The sequence below is a fragment of the Algibacillus agarilyticus genome (assembly GCF_003286125.1).
Lineage (GTDB): Bacteria > Pseudomonadota > Gammaproteobacteria > Enterobacterales > Alteromonadaceae > Algibacillus > Algibacillus agarilyticus.
In genome coordinates, this window is record NZ_QMED01000005.1 from 58,159 (window position 1) to 80,706 (window position 22,548).

At 35.9% G+C, this 22,548-nt stretch carries 13 protein-coding genes; 8 read left to right on the forward strand and 5 right to left on the reverse strand.

The features are described from left to right. Positions 1 to 297: 297 nt before the first annotated feature. The 7 genes from DPX34_RS06130 to DPX34_RS06160 all read left to right on the forward strand — a co-directional run bounded on the left by DPX34_RS06130 (position 298) and on the right by DPX34_RS06160 (position 11,648). Positions 298 to 3,261 (forward strand): DUF3857 domain-containing protein, encoded by a 2,964-nt coding sequence (locus DPX34_RS06130; protein ID WP_198673643.1) that lies wholly within the window; start codon positions 298 to 300, stop codon positions 3,259 to 3,261. A gap of 350 nt (positions 3,262 to 3,611) precedes the next feature. Continuing rightward, entirely contained in the window at positions 3,612 to 5,588 is a 1,977-nt protein-coding gene (locus tag DPX34_RS06135) for an alpha/beta hydrolase family protein (protein WP_111977533.1), read from the forward strand. Between the two features lie 44 nt (positions 5,589 to 5,632). Beyond that, the gene (locus tag DPX34_RS06140; RefSeq protein ID WP_232824680.1) at positions 5,633 to 5,770 is read left to right on the forward strand and encodes a helix-turn-helix domain-containing protein; all 138 of its coding nucleotides are present in this window, start codon (positions 5,633 to 5,635) and stop codon (positions 5,768 to 5,770) included. 482 nt (positions 5,771 to 6,252) lie between these two features. Next, on the forward strand, positions 6,253 to 7,986 hold the full coding sequence (locus DPX34_RS06145) for a polysaccharide lyase family 7 protein (RefSeq protein WP_111977535.1): 1,734 nt from the start codon (positions 6,253 to 6,255) through the stop codon (positions 7,984 to 7,986). Between the two features lie 723 nt (positions 7,987 to 8,709). Continuing rightward, on the forward strand, positions 8,710 to 9,630 hold the full coding sequence (locus tag DPX34_RS06150; RefSeq protein WP_111977536.1) for a helix-turn-helix domain-containing protein: 921 nt from the start codon (positions 8,710 to 8,712) through the stop codon (positions 9,628 to 9,630). Positions 9,631 to 10,227: 597 nt separating this feature from the next. Then, positions 10,228 to 10,596, forward strand: a complete 369-nt coding sequence (locus tag DPX34_RS06155) for a hypothetical protein (protein ID WP_111977537.1) — start codon at positions 10,228 to 10,230, stop codon at positions 10,594 to 10,596. Positions 10,597 to 10,610: 14 nt separating this feature from the next. After that, on the forward strand, positions 10,611 to 11,648 hold the full coding sequence (locus DPX34_RS06160) for a hypothetical protein (protein WP_111977538.1): 1,038 nt from the start codon (positions 10,611 to 10,613) through the stop codon (positions 11,646 to 11,648). Positions 11,649 to 12,202: 554 nt separating this feature from the next. On the opposite strand, the gene pckA is transcribed toward DPX34_RS06160, so the two are convergent. The 5 genes from pckA to DPX34_RS21875 form a co-directional block, all read right to left on the reverse strand. Further along, on the reverse strand, positions 12,203 to 13,807 hold the full coding sequence (gene pckA / locus DPX34_RS06165; RefSeq protein ID WP_111977539.1) for a phosphoenolpyruvate carboxykinase (ATP): 1,605 nt from the start codon (positions 13,805 to 13,807) through the stop codon (positions 12,203 to 12,205). Between the two features lie 525 nt (positions 13,808 to 14,332). Beyond that, a complete protein-coding gene (locus DPX34_RS21700; RefSeq protein WP_157964632.1) occupies positions 14,333 to 14,515 on the reverse strand; it encodes a hypothetical protein in 183 nt (60 codons plus the stop codon). Positions 14,516 to 15,039: 524 nt separating this feature from the next. Further along, positions 15,040 to 16,128, reverse strand: a complete 1,089-nt coding sequence (locus DPX34_RS06175; RefSeq protein WP_111977541.1) for a ParB/RepB/Spo0J family partition protein — start codon at positions 16,126 to 16,128, stop codon at positions 15,040 to 15,042. Further along, positions 16,115 to 16,861, reverse strand: coding sequence for a ParA family protein (locus tag DPX34_RS06180; RefSeq protein WP_111977542.1), 747 nt, complete (start codon positions 16,859 to 16,861; stop codon positions 16,115 to 16,117). Before DPX34_RS06180 ends, DPX34_RS06175 begins: the two co-directional genes overlap by 14 nt. A 2,520-nt stretch (positions 16,862 to 19,381) precedes the next feature. Then, the gene (locus tag DPX34_RS21875) at positions 19,382 to 19,519 is read right to left on the reverse strand and encodes a hypothetical protein (protein WP_198673644.1); all 138 of its coding nucleotides are present in this window, start codon (positions 19,517 to 19,519) and stop codon (positions 19,382 to 19,384) included. A gap of 1,504 nt (positions 19,520 to 21,023) precedes the next feature. Here DPX34_RS21875 and DPX34_RS06185 point away from each other — a divergent pair. Next, positions 21,024 to 22,514: a replication initiation protein gene (locus DPX34_RS06185; RefSeq protein ID WP_111977543.1), complete on the forward strand. Its 1,491-nt coding sequence runs from the start codon at positions 21,024 to 21,026 to the stop codon at positions 22,512 to 22,514. Positions 22,515 to 22,548 lie beyond the last annotated feature (34 nt).

The window sequence follows — 22,548 nt, forward strand, 5'->3', positions numbered from 1 at the left end:
AATTTTAATGCGGAGTTTCAATACCGAGTTTTAATAAAGATAAAGAGCCGACTTGATTTAGTTAATCACGTTGAGGTATGACATAATCAGCCAGAGCTTTAGATTACGGCTTTCTTACTAGGGGCGATTTACCCTTATATGGTCCAAAGAGTTCTGGCTAACCCGTAGCTTTAACGCCAAGTAACCTAAAACCGCAGGTAACGCCTTAATACGAAACTTGATGTTGTCTTGGGTGTCAAAACCGCTCGCTAATCAAAAAATAAATAATAGGAAGAAACAATGAACAGGAGTCAATTTTTGATACTACGTCTATTTTCGATGATCCTTATCAGTATAATGAGTGCAGTCACTGCAGCAGAACCATTCGATAATATCAAACCCAAACCCACTTGGGCGAAAACGATATCGGCCCCTGCTCTCTATTCTATACCACAAGATTACATTAAAGATGGTGCTTATTATTTACTACTCGATAGGCAAGTCAAAGCGAGTGATGAACAAGTTGAATCTTATTATCAATACGTAATTGAGATAGTCAATCAGCAAGGTATAGATGAGTTTTCGCAGATAAATATAAGCTTCGACCCTTATTATCAATCGCTGCAACTACATAAACTAGAAATAGAACGAGAGGGAAAAAAGCAGGATCGAATATCAACGTCTACCCTATCGGTGATCCAACGAGAAAAAGAATTAGAAGAACAAATCTACAATGGCCGCAAAAGTTTAAATATATTAATAGATGACATTCGCGTAGGCGACAAACTGACATACAGCTATACCCGAACGGGACAAAATCCGGTTTATCATGGTTTATTTGCCAGAAATTATAATCTGAATTGGTCAATCCCCGTTGCTTCGTTAAATATTCGTGTTTTATGGCAAAAACAGCAACCATTACACTATCAGGTTTACCAAGACCACGCAGAATTAGTTAAAACCCAATCAACCCCGGCGGGTACCGAATACACGATAAATAAGCAACAAATAAAACCAATCAGCGGCGAAAGTAACCGTCCGGATTGGGCTGATCCGTGGGCACATATTCAGTTTAGTGAAACCAAAAACTGGCAAGCCATAGCAAAATGGGGCCATTCACTTTATCAAGATCGCTATACGCGCAATGATGAGCTTATCTTAATAGCTAACAACATAAAAAAATCAACGCCAAATAAGCATCAACAAATTTCGCAAGCATTGCGTTTTGTACAAGATGAAGTGCGCTATTTAGGGATTGAATTTGGTCAAAATTCACATGCTCCATCACCTGCGACCGAAACGCTCACACGCCGATTTGGTGATTGCAAAGACAAAACCGTTTTATTTATCGCTTTGTTAAAAGAGCTAGGGATAAGTGCACGACCTGCAATGGTTGATACTGACAATGAACATGTTATCAACGATGAGCTACCAGCGATTAATGCGTTTAATCATGTGATAACACAAGTAAAATTAGACGATAAAACCTATTGGCTGGATCCAACTCGAAGCTATCAACATGGCAATATCGATTCAATTTATCAGCCTAACTATGGCTATGCTCTGCTTGTTGATGAAACTCAAAATACATTAACCAAAATGGTTATTAATGATGATTTCAGTGGCATTAATGTTAAAGAAGTTTTAACCATACCTGAAGATGTTAGCGCGCCAGTATCACTAGTAGTTGAATCGCATTACAAAGGTTGGAAAGCCGCTAGTTTACGTGATGATTTTGAAGCCGAAGGGTTAGCGCAGTCGAGTAAAGATTATCTTGACTATTACCAAGACGAATTTGGTGACACCGAACTCCTGACAGCACTGCGCATTGAAAATGATGAAGAAAATAATATTTTCTCAACATTCGAACACTATAACCTTAACGCTTTTTGGGATGAAAGCGATAAAAAATATACCGGTAATATTAATACTAATATAGCGGCAAGCTATTTAGATAAACCCGATACACTCAAACGGACACAAGCTTACCACTTAACCTACCCGATAAAATTAGAACATACCATTGAACTCAATTTTGAACGAAAAGATTGGTCATTCAAGAATAATGAAAAAAGTGAAGAAAACGATTTTTTTACCTACCACTACACCGCTAATTGGGACAAAAAAGCGCAAAAATTGACCCTCAGCTATTTTTATCAATCACATCAAGATCATGTGCCAGCCGATCGATTTGATGAATATTATCAAGCTATTTTACGGGCTCGAGATTATCGATATTACAATATCTATACCTACAAAAATAAAACCGCTCATACCGGAAAAAATGAAAACTTAGCCGATAATGATACATTCTATTATTGGTTAATTTTTGGAGGTTCATTAGGCGGTTTTATATTATTAACATTAATTTGGCGTTTAGAAAAAGCGAACGAATCCATTGCCCCCGAGACTCAATTATACCCGGTAAGTGTCACCAAATTTATTTACATGAGTGTTTTTACAATGGGTATTTATCATGCCTATTGGTTTTATAAAAATTTTGCTTACCTCAAAACACAACAACAAGATAATAGTTACCCTGTTTGGCGGGGTATATTTAACCTAGTTTGGTACTACCCTCTCGCCCAAGGTATTAATAAAACATTACCCGATGTAAATAACAACAACCGATTGTCTCAGCCTATTTTGATATTAATGGCGGTTGGCTTTTTTATCGCGAGCGTAACCGAAAATACAATCGAATCATTTTGGGGTTTGATCGCCGGTTTTATATCATTAGCTTTTGTTATCCCCCTAGTATTAAGCGTATTAAACGGTAATAAACACAACCCCGATGGCATTGCATATAATTCTCGCATGCACGGTAGACACTTTTCACTCCCGCTTTTTTACCTACCTTTTATGGCCTTAATGTATAGTGGTGAATTGTATTTAATGCCTTCAAACCAGGTTATAACGGGTGACAAACTCTGGCAACATGATGTTAAAACGATGACCCGCCAACGTATCATTAAACCCAATGAAGAGCTCAGCCATTTTTATAGTTCGGCTTATTTATTTTGGAGTGCAGACGGCAATGGCATTACGGATAAAAGTGTCTTTTCTTATTGGCGTGAATCGCAAGCATTACAGCTAGAAAAAGCAACATACGATGAAATAAGTAATATAGAAACGAAGTGGGGTGAAGATGATGAAGAAACCCTTATCACGATCACCCGAAAAGATGGCAGTGATTTCTTCTTATATGTGTCGTCAATAGCCGATAAAGATCATGAATTTGATCAACAACTGCGTCAAAACTGGCAAGTACATTTAAACTAAACGTACCTTATATTCAAATACAAACTCAATGTAGTAACCAATTATGCACTGAGTTTGTTTAATATAAAAAATAGATTGATCATACCGAGTTAAGTCATCTTATTACTCAAACCTTTAATGTGAGGGGTAAATATAACAGCAAAGTTCAGAATGAAGTGTTTTAAAACAATGATCAAAAGGATAAGTGAGCACACACATACTAAGTTAATTACTAAACGTATTAAATAATTTGTACCATTCAAAACAATAAAATCACGCGTAATAAAAGCGGTTACCCAGTTTCATTAATATACCAATTGCTATTCTTTTTGACTTTATGCACACTAGCGTAAAATAACAAGGATGTATCAATGAAAATACGTTTACAAATAACACGGTTTATTCTGCTCTTTTTACCACTTATGACTATTAGTCACTTTTCGTCAGCCGCTAAAATACCTATTTCGGCCTATGGTTATTTACCAGAAGTCAGCATGATGACTATTTCACCTACGGGTAAATATATCGCCTTTAGAAAAAACAATGTTGACAAAGACACCTACGCGGTTGTTTCACTAAAAAATGCTAAAACGATTGCTGCCATTGATATTGGCGATGCTAACCCGACCCAAGCCTATTTTGTATCAGACGAAAAAATCATTTTAAAAGCCGGTAAGCATCAATTATTGTTGAGTGATTTTGGTCACTCAAAACGAGAAGTAACGACCGCATTTGGTTTTAATATTCCTGAAAATAAGATACACCCTTTACTGATCCCTGGTGAAGGTATTTATCGTCATCAATTTGGTATTGGTAACGTAAAAGGCGTTTCTGAAGATCATGAATTTGCGTATATCCCCGCTTATATTGGAGGGGTTGCTTACGGAGAATGGCAAGGCACTGAGTTAGCCTTAATGCGAGCTCGCATTAGTCACCAACGTAAACCTAAAATATACGCCAGAGGCACCGAACACACTTTTAACTATGTCATGGGTCAGCAAGGTAATGTATTAGCTCGAGAAGATTATGATCATAATACCAATCAATATAAAATTGCAGTGCCAGTTGAAGATAATTGGCAACCTATTTACGAAGTAGAGTCAATCGGCAGACCAACTGGTGTATTAGGTGTAACGCCGGATTATAAGCAGCTTGTTATTATAAAAACCTCGAGTAAATATGGCCGACAATTATATTCTATTAATGTCAAAACGGGTGAAGTATCAGATCAGCCATTATTTAAAAAGGCAAAACATGAAGTCGAAAACGTAATAACAGACATTAACAATGTTATTTATGGTGTTAGGTACGCAGGTTTTACCCCGAGCTATGCCTTTTTTGATGATAAAATAACTCAGCGCATCCAAGGTATTCAAGACTCGCTCGCTAACACCAGTGTTTACATTAAAGACTGGAGTACTGATTGGCAAAAAATTGTGGTTTATATTGAAGGTCAAGAATCATCAGGCGAATATATGATTTCGACTCCTGATGACCAAGTTGAAATTGTGGCTCATGCCAGACCGCAAATTCCGTATACCGCCGTGCACCCCATGAGCCAATTTAAAACCAAAACGCGAGATGGTTTAAAAATACCCACTTTAATTACCTACCCCAACACTTGGAATGGCAAAACAAAATTACCTACGATTATGTTGCCTCATGGCGGTCCTCATAGCCATGACCGAATTGGTTTTAATTGGATGGCACAATATTTTGCCGAAAGTGGCTATTTGGTGGTGCAACCGCAGTTTAGAGGGTCAACAGGCTTTGGTTATGAATTAAGGCGTGCAGGTCAAGGCGAATGGGGTAAAGCCATGCAAACCGATTTAGATGATGCATTAGCAAAGTTAATAAAACAAGGTATGGCAGACCCAGATAGAACCTGTATTGTAGGCGGTAGTTATGGTGGTTACGCGGCGCTAACAGCGAGTACGATCACACCTAATAAATACCGCTGCGTTGTTTCATATAATGGCGTGAGCGACTTAGCTGAAATGGCTAATAGTGAACGTAAAAAACACGGTGAAACACATTCATCAACTGATTATTGGAATAACGTAGCAGGCATTAAACTTGACACTGAAAACGATAAAAGTAAGTCGTTGGATAAAAAATCGCCTATCAATAACACCGAGAAATTTAACGCCCCTATATTGTTAATTCATGGTGAAAAAGATGAAAGAGTGCCGTTATCACAATCTGAAGCCATGTATTCAGCACTCAAAAAACAAGGTAAGAACGTTAAGCTAATTGCGCTTGAACAAGAAGATCACTACTTACGTCAAAACGAAACCAGAATGAAAACCTTAGAAGCAATCGCAGCCTTTATTAAACAACATATTTAACCCATATTAGAATAAATAAAGCAAAAGGGATTTTGTTATCGAAGTTGGTTGTCGAGTTGTTTACCGAAACCGCTTTCGAGGTTGGCTTTAACAATTCAGCCTATTTTTCAACAGCGTTTAAAAAGAATGTCGGGGTCAGCCCCAAGCAATTTCAACAAATGGCAAAATCGTCTAATAATTAATACATAAGCAAGCGTAAAATGATTTTTGGGGTTTTAGTTTGTGCTAACGCCCCTCCCCCATTAGACCTGAAAAAAGAATACCGATCTTAAATAATTTAATAATCCCCCTCCTACTGAAGCCGATAAAATTTTAGAACACTTATGTGATCAGGTCGTCTTTATACTTAAATTGGTATAACCAATAACATAAAACACTTATTTATTAAAAAACAACCCACCCTAAAAAACGATAAAAATTAACAACAAAACAAGATTAAATAAAATAAATATCGCTATTAGCAATGTTTAAGCGCTTGATTAACAAAGATTTTACAATTGGTATAACCAATATGCAACTACTTACATGTAAAAAACGCTTGATCTGCGTTACAAGATTGTTATATCTTTGCTGGCAATTCGTTACCAGAGATAACGATATAAAGGTGAGTCGCTGAACCCGGATCGTTTCAGCAACACCTACAAACAATTAAACGGGGATTACAATGAGCAAATTAAACAAACCTACTTTGAAATATTGCGCCGCTAGCGTTTTATTCGCTTTAGCCGCACCATTAAGTGCTGCAACGGTTTCAATTGAAAATGCAGGTTTTGAATCTAGTTGGGATGGTTGGAAAGATAACGACCCTTCGGCTATTTCAGGCGACTCTAACTCAGGTAGCAAATCAGCTAAAATTTCAGGTTCAGGCGGTCGTATCGGTCAAACGGTTCAGCTTACACAAGATACGAATTATGAATTAACAGCCTATGTTAAAGGTAGCGGTCAAGTCGGTATAAACCTTGATGGTTCGGTAAAATATAAAAATACGGAATCGTCAGATTGGACTCAAGTTACCGTTTCATTCAATTCAGGCTCATCGACATCAGGTGAAATTCTAGCTAAATATTATAATGATGAAGGTCGTTTTGATGATTTCGCCCTTGTATCTGTCGATGGAGGTACTGATCCAGAAGAACCAGAACAGCCAGAAGAACCTACCGACCCAACAACCGTTAACTGTAGTGGCAGCGCCGAACTAGACATTGTAAATGCATCAGACAATGGCACTAACGATGGTCATGGTCCTTTAAATACAATCGATAATGATTTATCAGATGATTCACGTTGGTCTTCAAAAGGCAGCGGAAAAACGATCACTTACGATTTAGGTGAATTGGCAAAAGTTAAAGATTTAAACGTTGTTTGGTTTAAAGGCAACAGCCGTAGTTCATATTTTGATGTTGATACATCAACAAACAACAGTGATTGGACGTCAGTATTAGTGAGCGGCCAATCAAGCGGTTCATCTTCAAGCTTTGAAACACATGGCTTATCAGATACAGATGCACGTTATGTGCGTATAACCGGTCATGGTAACTCGTCGAACACATGGAACAGTATTATAGAAGCTAAAATCTTAGGTTGTACCGATGGCGTAACAGAGCCAGAGCAACCAGAAGAGCCTGAAGAACCTCAAGAACCAGAGCAACCACCAACAGGTGATGCTGAGTATCCTTCTGATTTAATGAGTAATTTTGATCAGTGGAAAATCACTTACCCAGACGGGGAAGAAGTTAAACAGCTTTATCAAGAAAGTAATGAATACTTTTATGTGAACGATGAAGGTAACGGCATTGTTTTTTATGCGCCTGTACGCTCAAACAATGGCACAACACCAAACTCAAGCTACATTCGTTCAGAGCTTAGAGAGCGAACTGAAGACGGTAGCGCAGATGTCTATTGGACAACAAGCGGTACACATGTTGTTTATGCTAAGCAAGCAATCACACATTTACCCATTGTTAAAAATCACTTAGTTGCAACTCAAATCCACGGTGATAAAGAAGAAGGTATTGATGATTCATTGGTGCTTAGACTTGAAGGCTCGCATTTATTCTTGAGCTTTAACGGTGGCAAATTAAGAGACAATGTAACCATTAAATCTGATTATGAATTAGGCACATTACACGAAGTTATGTTTGAAGTGATTGATGACAAACATTACGTTTACTACAGTGAAGATGGTAAGTTAGCGCAAGCTTACGCAGCTGGTAACGCAAGCCAATACCTAGTTAAAGATGGCTCTAGCGATTACTTAATGGACCTTAGCTATGGTAAATCTTACTTCAAGATTGGTAACTACACGCAAAGTAATTCAGAAAAAGAAGGCGATGAAACAGATAATCCAGAAAATTACGGCGAAGTTGTTGTTTATGACTTCTGGGTAAATCACGAGTAAACCAGCCCTATTATCACGTAACATTAACTTAAAAACGAAGCCGCATACTTTGTAAAATATGCGGCTTTTTTCGTCGTTTGAATTCCAGTCATAAATACGTCAAAAAGCTAAAAATATCGAAATGGCTAACAACATGAACTCATGGGATACCACAAACATATAAATAAGCTGAACAACCTAATATTAGGGAGTTGTCTACCGATATTGAGGTGAATATCAAAAAATTAAAGATTACGTTTATCAGCACGATAACCCTTATACCCAAGTGACTTCAAGATGCGAGTTCAGAGCCCCTGAGCGATTTTAATTCTAGGCGTATTAATGCAGGTACGGCATTCCCTTTCAAGTTAATACAACACCGAAGTAAAAGCGCTCAGGAGCTCCGTTCCGGTGGGTTTTAAATTGATTTATGCTGTGTTAAACAGGTTTAATTTAACCCGTTAAACTTGCATCTGTTTGCCTAGCCTACAGGACGCAGGTGCTTAGCGTGAGCAGGATGCGGAAGCTGTGCCTAAATCAATTTAAATTCCCACTGAATCCAGTATCTTGAAGTGACTTGGGTATATATATACTGCGTTATCTGATGATGGCAATGCTTAAATAGAATATCCAGGTGATATTTATAGCTATTTGATATATTATGCATCAGCAATGCTAATTTTGACAGTTCATCAGAAGTGAGGTCAATTTAACCACATTAAATGACTATGATAAAAAATTCCTATGCGTAAAATATTAATCAACCTAAAACAACGCCCTCTGGCAGATTTTTTACCTTTTATCCTTATTATTGTATTTTTTATAATGACCTCGGTCATTCGAGCTCAAGAATTAGGTATAAATAGCTTTTTTAACGTTGATAATAGCGTTGTGATTGATCAAAGCGATAAACAAAAAAAACCTCATATTGCTAAACTCGTCATATTGCCTGCAACACTCGCTATTTTAAATTTTTACTACATCTTTATCGCATTTCAATATTTCAAAAAAAACCAGAAACGATTTTTAACTTACCTCAGTTTATGTCTCATTCAATGGACTACCATTACTTGGCATATGTCTGCCTTTATGGCAAAAGGCATACATCCACCTATTATTGATAAATGGCCATTAACCTTGGGTTTTCTAATATCGACATCAAGTTTGGCTATCTTTTTATCTTTACATATTACCCGCTTAAAAAAAGAAAACATGGCCGCAAATAAATTAATGGTTGAACAAAAGCAAGCACATCAACTTAAAATTGAAACCCTATCAACAGAATTAAATAAAACAAATGAGCAAGCCGCAGATTCAACCCACAAAAATCAAGATTTGACCGCGAAAATAGAAGAGAATAAACACAACAAATTTGTGAATGAATTAACACAGGCCATTGACGAATTAATCCACAAACCCGAACTTGATTGCAAATTATTAGCATCTCAACTTTGCATGAGCGAAAAAACGTTACAGCGTAAAATTGTTAATTCACTTGAGATGACACCCGGTTTATTTATCAAAAAATCACGCATGCAAAAAGCAGAAAAATTGATGTCTGAACAAGGAATAACCTCTCGCAAACAATTGGCGTTTGAGGTAGGTTTTAAAAACGTCTCTTATTTTTCAAAAGTTTTTGATCAACACCTCGAAAAATCATCATAAATTAGCCTCGACATGAGGTTTAAAGTAACGTCAATTCATTCACTATTAAAGCGCTTACCTTAGTTCTTTTTCACGTATCAACCTATCAGATAAAACCGTTAAAAAACGTTATTCTCAAATCACCTTTCTGTCGTTAACGCACCTAATTATTATCAATGGCGAAGTAATATCTCCTGGATCTATTTTGAACCGACGATTAATCCGGGTTACTTTTTGCGTTGTGCCCAAAACTTAGCCCTACTGATCCCCCCTCACTTACTTTGAATATTTCAAACGAACAATTGAAGATAATTTAATGACTCAATTTTCACATTGCCTAGCCGCATCGCGTTTCATCTACACATAAAAGTCAGAAACCCAGCTTTGCTCGTGTTTCTAACTTAAAATTTTAGTCACTTATCGATACAAAACGGTCAATCCTGCATTCTACCTATGATCTAGCCTTCAGACATATTATTTTTAAGCGAAACATAAAGTGCATTTTAAAGATGAGTTAATTTGCTTTTTCACTCTGTTTTTAGAAAAAGTACAAAATTTTATTCACTAAATTGCTTAATACATTAATCCCAATTTTTATTTATAAAAAGGAACATAAAAATGTTTAAAAAAATATCCACTTTTTTGATTGCGTCTTCAGCATTAATGTCAGTTTCAACGATGGCGGCTGCCGATTATTGTAAAACGACATTTTGTCATGGTAATGATTTAATCCAGTACGTGAAATCAACGACCAGTGGCAATGCGCATATCAGATTAACCAATTCATATCGCAACGTATTAACTTGCGATATTGATCAACAAAATACCTCACTAAAAGGTGTTTTGTATTTACCGGCTGACTCACTCAATTTTGATCAGGTTTACGCCACGATCATGACCTCAATATCAACAGGTAAAGACTTGAGATTTTATGCAAAAACAATCGATGAAAAATGTACTTTAACCTCAGTCTATTTATACAATTAAGCCCATGGTGACGTATGAAAAATAAAATAACAACCGGGCTCATTGCCGCGGCGGTTGGTAGTTTCATGTCACCCGCATTTGCTTATGATCATCTACTTTATAACGTAGCTGAGCAGGGTATTGGCGCTGGCGAAATTTATTTTGTCGGTCAACCCTCGCCTTACACAACAAGTGAATTCCGTGATTTATTGGCGGATAGTGGCTTAGAGCTTGTACAAAACTCGGTGTTAAAACCAGGGCAATGTACAATTATGTACAGTGAAACCGACAGTGCTAATAACACGGCAGGTTTTGGTATGCTCGCTTGTTCTAGGGAGTTAACCGAAGGTGTTACCCTTTCTGTGCAAGCTGTTTATGGTGAATGTGGTGGCGCAAGTAATGGCGCAGGTGGTAGTTGTGCTGTCGGGGTATTCTCGACTGAGCTAGAACTCGACTATGGCCCCGTCTCACAAGCATTTTCAGTTTCGGTTGCTGAAGCTGAAGTCTGTGGCTCTCTTTCACCTGAAAAGCTCTGTATGGGAGCTGAAGCTAACTTAGTTGAAGCCACAACCTCAGTTACCGATCCGTTTGGTAATGAGTTAGGAGTGGGGGTTTCAGTTGGTGTAGGCGCGGGTGCAAATGGCAGTGTTGAAGGTGGTGTTATTTCAGCTGATATTGCACTGGGTATTGGTTTAGGTGCCGAGATGAGTTTCTCGGTTGATTATGCCACAACCGGAAAAGCGATTTTTAGTGCCGGTAAAAATGGTTATTTAGCCGCTACTAACTCTCAAGGCGGCAGAGTCATCATTGGTGCAGGTGCTGACTTTGGTGAAGCGCTAAGATTGAGTGATAGCAGCATGGCGTTATATGACATGGGTAAATATGTTGTTGCCGTCGATGCATTCAGTAGCACGCGAAATACGCTAGTTGATGCCGCTAATATATCGGCGGATGGTATTCAAGAAGTTGACTCATTTTTTAATAATGAAGTAAAAGATGCCGTTGGCAACGCGATTAACACGGTGGGTAATACCGCTAATAACATACGCAAAAAATTAAAGAAGCTTTTTTAAATTCACTTTAAATTTTAGCACTATTAAGTCGCATACGAATAAGTAAAGTATGCGACTTTTTTATGCCTGTCATTCAATTAAATATCGCTAAGGCTACTAGCAAAAAAGTACATCAGTAAATAACTACGCCCAAAGGACGTGGTTTAAATTCTGACAAATAAGCCTTTGATTTTATATCATATTATCGAGAGCACTTATCGTAACTTACCCCAAATAAAAACTCAAAAGTAAAAACGCTAAGAGTGCGGTTCACGAGAGTATATTAAAGATCGCCGTAAAGCCCTAACCAACCATACAAATAAGGATGGCCAGGCCTCCGGCACAGATCCGCACGTGCAGTACTAACCCATACGACTCCACACTGTGTATAACGAGGATCGTTGGCTCAGATAGGGATGACAATTGGGGCATGTGGAATGAAGTAAATAACCCGCCTTTTCATGAGCATTTTTGGCTTCGTCTTTTTAATGGCTTTAACCAGTAACGACAAACCTCCGTTACCCGGCTGCTGAAAAAAAGATGTACAGCTAACAAGCAATACATCTTTTTGATCGTTATATATGAGGTCCGGCTTTGACTAAGTCTGCACCATCTTCAATATGGGTATATTGCACAAAGTTATTAATGAAGCGCTGAGCTAAATCAGTTGCTTTGTTATGCCATTCTTCTGGATCATCATACGTGTCACGTGGATCAAGTATAGAACGATCGGTATTCGGTAACTCGGTTGGTATCGTTAAGTTAAATATAGGCAACGTTGTAGTTGGCGCGTGTTCAATTGAACCATTTAAAATGGCATGGATAATTGCACGCGTATCTTTAATTGATATGCGTTTTCCGCTGCCGTTCCAGCCGGTATTAACTAAATAGGCTTCGGCACCCACTGCGTCCATTTTAGCGACGAGTTCTTCAGCATATTTTACGGGATGTAATGTTAAAAACGCTTTACCGAAACAGGCTGAAAAGGTGGGTACGGGTTCTGATATTCCACGCTCTGTACCGGCCAACTTAGCGGTAAAACCCGATAAAAAATGGTATTTGGTTTGATCATGACTGAGCTTAGACACCGGCGGTAGAACACCAAATGCATCCGCAGTTAAAAAGATGACTTTTTGGGCATGACCTGCACGCGAAGGTAAAATAATATTGTCGATGTGCTCAATGGGGTAAGACACTCGGGTGTTTTCGGTAATGCTATGATCAAAGTAATCAATCACGCCATTTTTATCAACGGTTACATTCTCAAGTAAAGCATTACGGCGAATGGCGTTAAAAATATCCGGCTCGCTGTTTTTGTCTAAATCAATTGTTTTGGCGTAACAGCCACCCTCAAAGTTAAAGATGCCATCATCATCCCAACCGTGTTCATCATCACCAATGAGTTTACGTTCATGATCGGTTGATAATGTGGTCTTTCCGGTACCAGATAAGCCAAAAAAGATCGCAACATCGCCTTGCTCGCCTACATTGGCACTACAATGCATTGATGCCATATGATCAAGGGGTAAGTAGTAATTCATCATGGCGAACATCCCTTTTTTCATTTCGCCGCCGTACCACGTTCCGCCGATCACTTGCATTTTTTCTGTCATGTTAAATACGGTAAATACGTCGGAGTTAAGACCTTGTTTTTGCCAGTTAACATTGCTCGTTTTAGAGCCGTTCATCACAACAAAATCTGGCTCACCAAAATCAACCATTTCTTGTTCTGTAGGGCGTATAAACATATTTTTTACAAAGTGCGCTTGCCAAGCCACTTCAACAATAAAGCGGACTTTCATTCTGACTTTGTCGTTGGCACCGCAAAAGGTGTCGACGACATATAATCGCTTATCGGATAATTGAGCCGCGACTTGTGCTTTGAGATCTTGCCAAACTTCAGGTGAAATAGGTTTGTTGTCGTTTGGTGCTTTGTCGCTATTCCACCAAATATGTTCCTTGCTTACCTCATCCAACACGATGTATTTATCTTTTGGGGAGCGTCCAGTAAATATACCGGTGCTTACGTTTACGGCGCCCGATTCGGTCACGGTACCTTTTTCATATCCCGTTAAATTAGGATCTGTCTCATCAATAAACAGTTGTTCATATGAAGGGTTATGAACAATCTCTTTAACATTATTAATTCCGTATTGCGATAAATCTAGTTGTTGGCTCATTTAGTGCTCCCAGCGAAAAATAAATTACCTTACCTTTTGAGTATTGCACAATATTAGAAATAATGAAGCTTATTAACTTGAGATAAATCAACCGATTAAAGTTCAAAAAACGATTAAGCACGGTTATGTTAAGGGGTGTTATTTTTGTGTTTAATGTGTGTAAAGCTGAGATAAAATTATTGAAATAAACGTTAAATCAGACTGCTGTATTTTAGAGAGAGGAACGCCCGCGGTATTGAGTCGGTGCCTCTCCATCAAGACACTCTGTGCGGTCGTTTTTCGAGTTGTTTAATACGATAAGTAAGTTGCTGGTTGATACCTGAGAACAGCCATACCGGACAGGTATTAATATATCGTTGATATATATAACATTTACAATCAAGGCTTTAATATCCAATTATATTAATCGCGTAAACTGGATAATGCATAACGCAATAACAATTACTGGTTTAACAACATAAAAATGAGATCGACTGACTATCGATCTCATTTTATCGAGGGCGTATTTCACTTAATAAAGAATCTCTAACGCTTCATTAAACCAATCATTTCGATCTCAATGCCATGCCATTTATTGCGTTGGCTACTGCGGTATTGGCTGGCATCAAACGGTATTTGAAAACCTTGTAATTTAGTTAAATCGCCAAAATCAGCGGTGGTATGGGGGTATTCAGCCTGCATAAACACGGGGTTTAACATTAACGGCATGCGATTGGCTTAACTGATTAATGTTGCTGCCTGCGTTTATACCTTGCAGATAGAATTGTGAATACAAGTCGGCTAAGCTTAAGCTCAATTTATTTTCAGCGACAAACAATTGCGCGACGGTGCGTTTTAAGCTGCTGGGTAAGTTCGTTTCTGCGGTTTTAATTACATCGGGACACACTTCAAGTCGCTATTTCCCTGGGTTAACTTGGTCTACAAAGTAAGCAACCCGAGCCTTGGTATTGTAACAGCTTAGAGTTCCCTCCCCTCTGCAATGGCCGTAATATTTTCGGCCGGTTTTAAGATGTAGCTGGCACTATTATTCAATAGACTTGTAAAGATGCTTATAACCAACAATGGAAAGATGATTATAAACGTTACCCTGCACTATAGAGGTTAATTTAGAGGTTTTTATTCAAGCTTGAATAAAAACCTTTTCAATTTTAGCGAAGAACTAGCACTACACGTAGCTATTTTTATCTGTAAACCCTTACCCTGTTTACATTACCTTTTACGTTAAACACAGGCTATAAACCTTCACGAATAATGCGAATAATATCTTCGTCCGATAAATTTTTAATATTCTTTTTCAACAATAGGCTTTTTTTACCCGCTTTTTGTAAAATTTCGTGTGTATTATGAGTTTCTAATACACTAAATGTCGTTTTTTGTTCAGGTTTTGGCTTATCAAGCATCAAATCAATAATTTTTATCAATTCGGCGATCGTGGCGCGCTCAGCTGAATTAAATCGATTAATGAGGTCGGCTTCTAATTCTGCTTCTCTAATTGCTTTAATATCTTTTGCCAGCGCTATCGCTTTTTTCTTAGAAAAGTTCGCTTTATCTTCATCTGAAATGAGATCGAGTATTGGTAAAGGGATTCGGCTAACCAACAACATTTGATTAACCCAAGGCCTAGCTAAACCTAACATTGAAGCAAGTTCAACTTGATCTTTACAAGCCGGATTTTCACCTTTTAATAAAGCGGCATAACTCGCGGCGACCCTAAACGCATCAGGGTCATCTCGATCTTCATTTTCGAGGACAGTGAGTTGTTGCGCGTTATAATCTGACAAATTATGAATATATAACGCAGTAAGCGGTTTAAGGGCTTCAATACAAGCTTGACGACGGCGGCTTCCTGTAATGGCTTCAAAAACACCCTGCTCGTTTTTTCTAACTTTAATCGGTTCTACGTTAGTCCCTGACGATTTTATACTACCTCGCAGGCTATCAACGTTAGCATTAACACCAAAACGGGGATTACCTTTCCAAACAATACACGTAGAGGGATCTTCAATCAGGATAATTTCACAATTTGATTCAATACCTGATGGTAATCGTATCGTGCTGTAACCGACTTTTTCGGTTGTCTGTGACGGTAACGGATTAACCGGAACCTCAGCAGTTGAATTTAAATTGGTTGAGTTTACAAATGTTGAATCAGCGGGTAAAAGATCGGTTGGATCAAGATCGGGTATATCAGCTTGTAAAGCTAGGTGTCGTCGGTTATTCCGAGTCGTATTAGGATTAACTTTCGCTTTTTGGATGCTTTGCTCGCCAGCATCTGCGAGCGCAGCTAAACTTGCTTTTGGTCTGCGTTTAATTGATGCCATCGAGTGCAACTCCCTCTTTAATAGCTCGCGGCTTTCTAACGCCAATAACTTCGTCTAGCAATAATTGAGGTTTACTTCTTAGCTGATCGCCATAATCAGTAACCGTTAAGCCCTGCCCTGTTTTAGTAAATGCTTTTTTGGTTGTAAATTCAACATTGCACAATGATGCATATTTACCGTATTTAGCAATAATAATATCACGTAACTCTTTATTAGCGGCGATGCTTGATGGATGTAATTGATTAAGCAAAATTCTCAAATCAATACGATTATTACCGTCGGGATCTAGCTGCATTAAATTTTCTTCCGCTTTTTCAATGGCATTAAATACACGGGGTAATTGCTCAAACTCTTTAGCACTATCAGAACATGGCGATAAAATGGTATCGGCAATCATAGCAACAACAACAAAGTCGTAATCGTTACCGCCAACTAGATCCACGAATATAAAATCATAATCTTTACTTAATTGCAGTAGCGTTTTGCGCACATCTTTTTCTGCAGGGTTACGATTTAAATTCATAATCGTAGGAACAGGATCATCTGTATTTTCATTGAATTCATTTCTACGAGCAACAAAACGGGAACCAGAACCTTGTGGGTCCATATCAAAGATAGCGACTTTTTTCCCTCGATAGGCAGATTCAACAGCCAGTAACTCAACAATTGTCGTTTTACCCACACCGCCTTTTAATCCACCAACAGCGATGATCCTTTGCTCTAACTCAGTCATGCAACCTATGCTCCAAATTTATTACATCAATTAAAAACGTCTATTTTTCAATTTTAAACGACATATCACCAACTAACAAGCGTTAATTTAATAAATTATTTATTATTTTATATTAATTTATTTATATTTTGCTAAATACGTAAAGTGTAAACTAGGTTAACAGCTAAATAGGTTTTATCTATTAGCTTGAATGTTAACCTGGTTTACAGCTAGTAAGTTATATCTATTAGTTAGAGTGTTAACCTGGGTTACAGCTCAATGGTTATATAAATAAGGTTGAGTATTAACCTGCTTTACAGCTAGTAAGTTATATCTATTAGCTAGAGTGTTAACCTAGTTTACAGCTAGTAGATTATATTTATTAGCTTGAGTGTTAACCTAGTTTACAGCTTAGTAAATTATAAAAATAAGCTTGAGTGTTAACCTAGTTTACAGCTCAGTAGGTTATAAAATAAGGTTGAGTGTTAACCTGGTTTACAGCTCAGTAGGGGGTATCTATTAGCTTGAGTGTTAATCTAGTTTATAGGTCAATAGGGGGTATCTATTAGCTTGAGTGTTAATCTAGTTTATAGGTCAATAGGGGGTATCTATTAGCTTGAGTGTTAATCTAATTTACAGTTCAGTAGGTTATATCTATTCGCTAGGGTGTTAACCTGGTTTACAGCTCAGTAGGGGATATATATAAGGTGGAGAGTTAACCTGGTTTGCAGTAGGTTAGGCTATATATGCGTTTAAATGTCAACAACGTTTATAGCCTTCTTTTTTTGTATATTAAGTTCATTAATAAGCTTTAATAAAAATGATGGCATAAACAAACTTAAGCTAAAAATAGGGCAGGGCTATTACATAAGCTAGAAAGTTAAACAAATTGAGTTCCCTTTCAATGTTAGGTGATTTGCTGATAATTAGTCATATATATGATTTTGGTTTTATCTGTTTCAACTAACTGGAAATATATTTAAGATAGAAGTAAAGAAAGGGTTTAGGTAGATACCTTAAATATATAAGATAAAGTGTTAACTAGGTATACAGTTATAAAACTATATATAAGCCAACCGTATTTTTAGGAACACAACTTTCAAAGTTAATATAATTAACTTTAATAGCAATGTATAAACTTCACTAAGTCACAATTAACACTCCATTACTATAATTAGTTAAGGATCTAAAGAATTACACTAAGATAATACATATGATAACGTTAAAAATAATTAAAAAATTAGTCCAAGTTCAATCTCTAAATCCCCATAGTGAAAGTCAAAATATCATTGTGTTAACCTAGTTAACAAGTCACTCTTTTATAAACCATTAAATATTAAGATTAATAAAAACATTTGCTCAAATAATAGATTAATAATAAAGCACGAATATATATAAATTTGTTAATACAAATAACGATTTGTTTAAAAATGTCTAAACATCAGTGTTAACCTGGTTAACTATTAAATAAACAAATTGGACAAAAGGTTATTTAAATAATTGATTACATTGAGATCATAAATGTTTACCTGGTTAACACCTACAATGTAAATTTCATTAAACAAAAAAAGTTTTATCTGAATTTAATATTTACAAATAAACATAAAAAACAAATACACATAATAAAATAGGGGAGGGGACCAACTGATAAATATAATGAAGAAAATATTAATTGTTTAACTGTATATTAGCAAAATCTAAAACTTTATCTTAAATAAAAGTGTTAACCAAGTTAACTGTACTATTAAAATTATATTAGCGTTTTATATAAAAGAGTAAGAGGCTTAGCTTTAAATGAGATATATAAATAACTTAGCTACCTTGATAAAAAGTAAACTCAACAAAGCAGAATAAAGTGAGGTAACGAATAAAAATACAAAATTATTAAGTAGAAAAAGTTGTAACTATTACTTAATAATTAAAGTAATTAGGCAGAGCGTATTTAGGTAATAGTTCAACATACTACTATATAGTTTAATATGGGCATAAATTTAAGTAGCAAGTCATAATAAGCGATTAATAAATAATAGTACAAAATCATCCAAGAATTAAAATCTTTCAATTTACACACGTAAAAATGACAAAAATAGATATTGATAAATATCAGTTAAGCTTACTTCACAAAAAAATGGCTAATCTAGTAACAAAGTTGTTATGCCTAAGTTTTTATAAATTATATATTTGGGCTTCCTTACTCAGCAAGCTAGACTTCATTACAACAGACACCAACAATGAAAATCAATGTCATACTCCCTATGAATTAATAAATAACATTAAGATTAAGTAAAAAGGATTAATAATAAGGGGGGGAAATTTACTGATGTAAAACATAGTGAAAATCGTTTACTTACCTATACCAATCCCTCAAAAGCGGATCTGCTTATTAGAAATATCATATTTCCTTGTAGAAAAAATAGACTAAAAGGTCGAAAAGCTTACCTATCTTAATAACAATTTAGTGAATTAATTACTGAAAAAAACAGCCTGATCGTGCAGGCCGGTAAACTAGTGTTGGTATCTGGTTTCAGAATGAATCTCGATTTAGCCAACAAATACCGCAATTCGGTTATGAACACCTAAAGCTAAAGGCACACAGACTAAATCAGTAAAGCCATCAAGCTTCGAGACGCCATGAGCATATGCTCTACTATGTGATTGTGGGCGAGTAAGCGCTGACAATGAACCCTAAAACCTGAGTGAGAAGACTATATTAGTGCTGATTGTCCAGCTGGTAACAAACCAGAAGCGCTGAGCTCACCTATTATCAATAGTGCTTGATGTACCAACACTTAAAACAAATGTACGGCAATACAGAATTTAGCCAATCCGCAGTGTGTTAATGGATGGAGGAGGGTGGGAACAAGAAGTTATTGTAAAGTATGTACTTTTTCTTGGAACACTTTGCTTAAAGAAACAAAAATTTGATTCAATATGCATGAGAACCCGGACAAAAGTAAGCAGAGCTTAAAGTGGATGAGTATAAATTGTAAGCATATTCAAATAAACCAATACCTAAGTTATAACAAGAAAACGTTATTTTAAGTAGATCAAAAATAAAATTTTGGGCTTTTTAAAATGAATAATCAGGATGACTTTTATTGACTATTTAAAGAAACCTCTAGGTTAATAAAAAACTTATTATAAGGAGTTTGTAATAAGTCAATTTACGGTGAATTGGTTATTAGAAGATAGCTCTAATTTACTTTGGGGTATACAAGGTGTACTAAAATACTAATTAGATGTAAAAAGCGACAAAAATACTAGAAATTACTAACTAGTAATATGAACTGTAACATTTTTCTTACAAGAAAAACAATTACTTAAACCCGAAATTGAAAAAGGTCAGAAAATTAGTATATATGTACACCATTAGGGCAGTATCGATTAAAAAACAAGCACTATTAATGGAAAATAATTATATCGTGTACCTTTATACGAGAATTAAGAGGTTGTAAGAAAATTATGCGTATAAAAAATGTGCAAAGGTGTATTTTTTTACTAATTTAAAAGCTGTATTAAAAGCAAGGTGTACAGAAATACTAGAAAAATGGTAAAAAAGTCATAAAACTTAGTATATAAGTACACTTTTCAAAAATATCTTAGTAAAAAAGTACACTGTAGTAAGAAATAAGCTAGTTTCTAGTAAATAAGGACACTATTGAAACCTTAAACGGGTATGTAATATATAAAAAACTATTAAAATTTAGTTTTTTAAGATCAGATCTATTAATAGATATAAAAAATATCTGATCAGATCGATCTAAAAGTTGTAATAATAAATCTTTAAAAAACAATGACTTAATATTTAGTAGTGTACTCATTTAAGCAAAGGTGACTCTATTTATAGGCTTAAAGTGTACTGATTTATAATAACAGTGTATTTATTTACGCTTTATGGTGACTGTATTTACTCACTATAGTGTCTTTGTTTACGGTATATAGGTGTACTTATTTACGAATAGATATCGTAAATGAGAACACTTTAATACGTATATAGGGGCATGATGAGTGAAACAGCTACGTAAACCAGTACACTGTAGACAGAGATAATTCAATGAAATGGGCAAACTGAATTATTTACTGATAAATTTATATAAAAATCAATGGTGGACAAAAATACTAGATATTGACAATGTAAAAGATGCGTGTAGGATGCAGATAAACTTGTTAACACTTTTATAAAATGAATTCAAATAACGCTAATTCCATAATCATCCCAGATACTGAACAACTTGCCTTACTACCCGAAGATGAACGGAATTTAAGCCAGTTTTATAAAAGTGATGGTGTTGCTGCATTTAGTACTCGAGGTGGAAAATTAACTGCAACGACACAAAAATGTATGAATGCGGTTATCATTAGCTTACAAACTCACGCATTAGAGCGCTTCGATTCTGTCGAACAATTTAATGAAGCCATAGGTGAAAATGTATATGAACTAAAAGTTCCATTTTCTAGGTTTGTTGATTATATTGGCTATGACCGTTCAAATAAATCTAAAGCTGTTCAAGTAATTGATAAACTGAAAGAGTTGCAAGTTGATTGGAATATTCTTGAAGCTTGGGACGAATCTGGTAAGCAAATTCAAGATGAACGTATAGGTTTTATTAATTTAATTTCAGAAGCTGAAATTAACAAAAGCAAGGATGAAATTTCGATATCAATTGTGCCTAAAGTTCGACGGGAATTGTTGAATCAAGAAACTATTAATGTTTTTGATATGAGAATTTGTAACCATTTATGGTCTGATAAATATACCCCTCGATTTTATGACATTTGTCGTGTGTATATGCGTAAAGGTTATGCAAATTTTGAATGGACCGTTGTTCAATTTAGAGAGCTAATGAATGTTAGTTACACTGAGAAAGCGGGAGTAAAAGTTTGGGGTTACCCACAGTTTAAAGATTTAAAGCGAAAAGTGTTGCAACCCGCTGTTGATAATATTAATGAAAGTAATCTTATTCCATTTAGAATTGAATGTGAGACTCCTGGAAATCCAGTAAAAATAATTAAGTTTAAAATAACGCGTAAAGAAAAGTTATTAACCCAACAAGATGTTGTCGCTGCTGATGTTGAATTAAAGCTTGAAGTTATAAAATTAATAGAACTATATCGTTTCAATTCAGTTGTGATTTCTTATTTTGGTTATCAAACAAATGAACTGATGCATGAATTAGATTTAAAAGCGATCCATTATTTAAAATATGCTTTAGATAAATTTGATCAATATTCTAAAAATACACAAGTAAAAAGTCCTTCAGGTTATTTTAAAGCCATCTTAGAAAATACAAATAATCATAATGAGTTTATTCCTATTTACGCAAAGATTGAAAAGTCGAGAGAAGTTTCACGGCGAGAAAAAGAACTCCAAAGAACAGATGCTTTTGAACGAATATCTACAGAAGAAACTCGAAAATATAGACAAGCGGTAATTAATCAATTTTGGAGTAAATTATCAGAAGATGAGCAGGGGAGTATTATTGCTGCTTGTAAAAAATATCATGGACAAGGTAATTTAATTACAAAAAATACTGAAAGCGAGGCTTTCAAGAGATTACTAAATACTTATATAACAGACGTTCATGATCCAACGCTTATAAATAGGAAAGAGCTTGAGCGTAAGATCAAACAAAAACAAAAAGCGTTTGATGCTACCAACCAAGGTATATTTTAACTAGTATATTTGTACAATATAAAAAGCTGAGAGA

Coding starts and splice junctions, on each gene's coding strand:
- DPX34_RS06135 (WP_111977533.1), top strand. CDS start 3,612: ATGAAAATACGTTTACAAATAACACGGTTTATTCTGCTCTTTTTACCA.
- DPX34_RS06145 (WP_111977535.1), top strand. CDS start 6,253: ATGAGCAAATTAAACAAACCTACTTTGAAATATTGCGCCGCTAGCGTT.
- DPX34_RS06150 (WP_111977536.1), top strand. CDS start 8,710: ATGCGTAAAATATTAATCAACCTAAAACAACGCCCTCTGGCAGATTTT.
- DPX34_RS06155 (WP_111977537.1), top strand. CDS start 10,228: ATGTTTAAAAAAATATCCACTTTTTTGATTGCGTCTTCAGCATTAATG.
- DPX34_RS06160 (WP_111977538.1), top strand. CDS start 10,611: ATGAAAAATAAAATAACAACCGGGCTCATTGCCGCGGCGGTTGGTAGT.
- pckA (WP_111977539.1), bottom strand. CDS start 13,807: ATGAGCCAACAACTAGATTTATCGCAATACGGAATTAATAATGTTAAA.
- DPX34_RS21700 (WP_157964632.1), bottom strand. CDS start 14,515: ATGCCGTTAATGTTAAACCCCGTGTTTATGCAGGCTGAATACCCCCAT.
- DPX34_RS06175 (WP_111977541.1), bottom strand. CDS start 16,128: ATGGCATCAATTAAACGCAGACCAAAAGCAAGTTTAGCTGCGCTCGCA.
- DPX34_RS06180 (WP_111977542.1), bottom strand. CDS start 16,861: ATGACTGAGTTAGAGCAAAGGATCATCGCTGTTGGTGGATTAAAAGGC.
- DPX34_RS06185 (WP_111977543.1), top strand. CDS start 21,024: ATGAATTCAAATAACGCTAATTCCATAATCATCCCAGATACTGAACAA.